The organism is Methylotenera sp. (assembly GCF_013141425.1).
GTDB lineage: Bacteria > Pseudomonadota > Gammaproteobacteria > Burkholderiales > Methylophilaceae > Methylotenera.
The window spans coordinates 1-3,403 of sequence record NZ_JABFRA010000066.1; the positions used below are offsets into that span (position 1 = coordinate 1).

The 3,403-nt window shown below is 43.0% G+C and carries 2 protein-coding genes and 1 riboswitch; of the genes, one reads left to right on the plus strand and one right to left on the minus strand.

Annotated features, from left to right (window positions below):
* On the minus strand, positions 1-653 hold a 653-nt coding region (locus tag HOO90_RS05515; protein WP_292840505.1), incomplete at its 3' end, for a phosphatase PAP2 family protein.
* Positions 654-1,379: 726 nt separating this feature from the next.
* Positions 1,380-1,485: riboswitch (TPP riboswitch) on the plus strand.
* A 67-nt stretch (positions 1,486-1,552) separates the two neighbouring features.
* On the opposite strand from HOO90_RS05515, the gene thiC reads away from it, so the two are divergent.
* Positions 1,553-3,403: phosphomethylpyrimidine synthase ThiC (thiC, locus tag HOO90_RS05520; protein ID WP_292840508.1), on the plus strand; the 1,851-nt coding region annotated here is incomplete at its 3' end.

Here is a 3,403-nt window from a genome sequence, read left to right on the forward strand (position 1 = left end):
AGGTTATGCGATAAAAAATGTTCGCCACGCATCATTTGCGCCCAACCCATGGAAAATCCTAGAACGATAGAAACACCCAACATTACAAAAGAAAATTTAGGGTAACTATCCCGAAACGCAAAATAAAATGCCAACAACGCAAAACCGCCACTGGCGTGCCCTGCAGGAAAGCAATGTCCTGCTTCAACGCCTTGAGGTAACGCCTCAAACAGTTTTAAATAAGGCAAATTGCCACCGTACTGGATTAAATCGTTGGGGCAGCCATGAATGCTCAAACTCTTTAAAATCGAAATTATGCTGGTAGAAAGTATCATGCCCACAAACACCCAAAGCAACGGCCTTGAATATGCTCCGACGTATGCTCTGAGAGGCCCTTTTCTATTGCCTGCCAGGCCAAGTGCTAAAACACTTATGGCAGTAATAATCATGCAATTTCTGAGGCCTACATGCATGATTTCTTCCAGAAAAAACTGGTGTTTTAGCGAAAAACTTTTCGTTACCGTATCAAAATAAGGCGCAATTAACGACTGATCCAAGTCCGTTTTTGGATAAATTAAAATTAAAATAAACGCACTCAACAACAAGCCCATTATCTGTTGCTGATAAAAGCTTTTAGTTACGCCAGAGATAAAGGTTCGTCTGATAAAAGACATCTGCATTTCTTAATAGTATTAATTTTGGGAAATCCCATAACAGTTAGCAAAGACAGTGCCAAGTTATGCATCTACATGAAATTTTAGTTAATCTATTGTTTTATAGATAATTAATCGACTTTGCAACGATAATGAAAGTTCAGATTAAAGTGCATCACTGCAAATCTCACACGAAAAATCACAATACCCTGCAAAAATCACAGGGTTATCTGGACTAACTTAGTTAAGTGTGAGTAACAGCAGGAAATATACAGGCAATCAGGCGTCATGAGGTGACGAGATGGCACACCATGTATAGTTTGGTTACATAAAGAATTAGTAAACGAATATTTTAGTCGAAAAATATTAAAGATACAGTACGACTGGAAACACAGTAACAGCCAATACGATGATAACCCATTCCAATCCCCAGCGCTCTAACTGGCCGGTGAAATGAAAAAAAAGTGCAACGATTGCTACTAAGTAGTACAAAAGATAAAGAATTAAAGACATACAACCCCCGACTTTTTCTGTATTTTGCTAATGGTTTTCATTATACCAATAACATTAACTATTGCTTATGATAAAAAACTATTATTTACAATTTTATTTCTTATATATCAAGAATGCGAGTTAGCAAAGCTTCCTGAATAAAAATAACCACTTAAGCTGGTTTAGCTGGCAGATTTTAATCTGTAAGTGCTTGGCGATAAAACTTGCATTTATCGGCAATTTAGCGTAATTTTCGTGGATTGCTAGGGGTCTATATTTTTAGTTTTAAAAATCATAGTGAGAATCACCCTTTGAACCTGATGCGGGTAATGCCGCCGTAGGAAAGCACAACTGCTTTCCTATCCATAAACATAGGCAAAGCATCGAGATGCTTTCCTACTTTTGAATTAACTGAATAGGAACACACCTTGAACGCCAACCCAAAATTCTTAACGGCCACAGCCGAAGTTGACCCAGCCACCACTCAGCCCTTTGCCAAATCACGCAAGGTATATGTACAGGGTAGCCGCCCTGATATTCAAGTGCCTTTTCGCGAAATTTCGTTAAGCGACACGCCTTCTGCCTTTGGCGCTGAAAAAAATCCTCCTGTAGTTGTTTACGACACCAGCGGCCCTTACACAGACCCAGACACAAAAATTGATATTCGTAATGGCTTGCCCGCTTTGCGTGCAGGTTGGATTGCAGAACGTGGCGACACCGAACAACTCGAAGGGCCAAGCTCAGAATTTGGCGTGGCCCGTAAAAACGACCCAAACTTAGCTGAAATGCGCTTCAACTTAACGCGCAAACCATTACGTGCCAAAGCTGGCGCTAATGTGAGCCAGATGCACTACGCACGCAAAGGCATTATCACGCCTGAAATGGAATACATCGCCATTCGCGAAAATCAACGCCGTGAAAATATGAGCGAACTGTTGCAAACACAGCATCCAGGCCAAGATTTTGGGGCAAACATCCCTAAAATGATTACACCCGAGTTCGTACGCGATGAAATCGCACGTGGCCGTGCGATTATCCCAATGAACATTAATCACCCAGAAATCGAGCCGATGATTATCGGCCGTAACTTCTTGGTAAAAATCAACGCCAACATAGGTAACTCTGCACTTGGCTCTTCAATTAGTGAAGAAGTTGAGAAAATGGTGTGGAGCACACGTTGGGGCGGCGATACCGTGATGGATTTATCTACGGGTAAAAACATTCATGAAACCCGCGAGTGGATTATCCGTAACTCGCCAGTGCCGATTGGTACAGTGCCTATTTACCAAGCTTTAGAAAAAGTAGACGGCAAAGCCGAAGACCTCACCTGGGAAATTTTCCGCGATACATTAATTGAGCAAGCTGAACAAGGCGTGGACTACTTCACAATTCACGCTGGCGTGCGCTTAGCCTACATCCCCATGACAGCAAAACGCATGACTGGTATCGTGTCACGCGGTGGCTCGATTATGGCGAAATGGTGTTTGGCGCATCATAAAGAGTCTTTCCTTTATGAGCATTTTGAAGACATTTGCCAAATCATGAAACAATACGACGTGAGCTTCTCACTCGGCGATGGCTTACGCCCAGGCTCAATCTACGATGCCAACGATGAAGCACAATTTGCTGAACTCAAAACACTAGGGGAACTCACACAAATCGCTTGGAAGCACGACGTTCAATGTATGATCGAAGGCCCAGGCCACGTGCCTATGCACCTGATTAAAGAAAATATGGACCTGCAACTTGAACATTGCGGCGAAGCCCCATTCTACACATTAGGCCCATTGACTACCGACATCGCCCCAGGTTACGACCACATCACTTCAGGTATCGGCGCCGCCATGATTGGCTGGTATGGCTGTGCAATGCTATGTTACGTAACCCCAAAAGAACATTTAGGCTTGCCAGACAAAGAAGACGTGCGCGTAGGTATTATCACCTACAAAATCGCTGCTCATGCGGCAGACTTAGCAAAAGGCCACCCTGGCGCACAAATTCGTGACAACGCCTTAAGCAAAGCGCGCTTTGAATTTAGATGGGAAGACCAATTTAATTTAGGCTTAGACCCTGAAAAAGCGAAGGAATTTCACGATGAAACATTACCTCAAGAAGGTGCAAAACAAGCACATTTCTGCTCAATGTGCGGCCCACATTTCTGTTCTATGAAAATATCGCAAGATGTACGTGATTACGCAGCCGAGCAAGGTGTTTCAGAACAAGAAGCGCTTACCAAAGGCATGCAAGAAAAAGCGATTGAGTTTGTGAAAAAAGGTAGC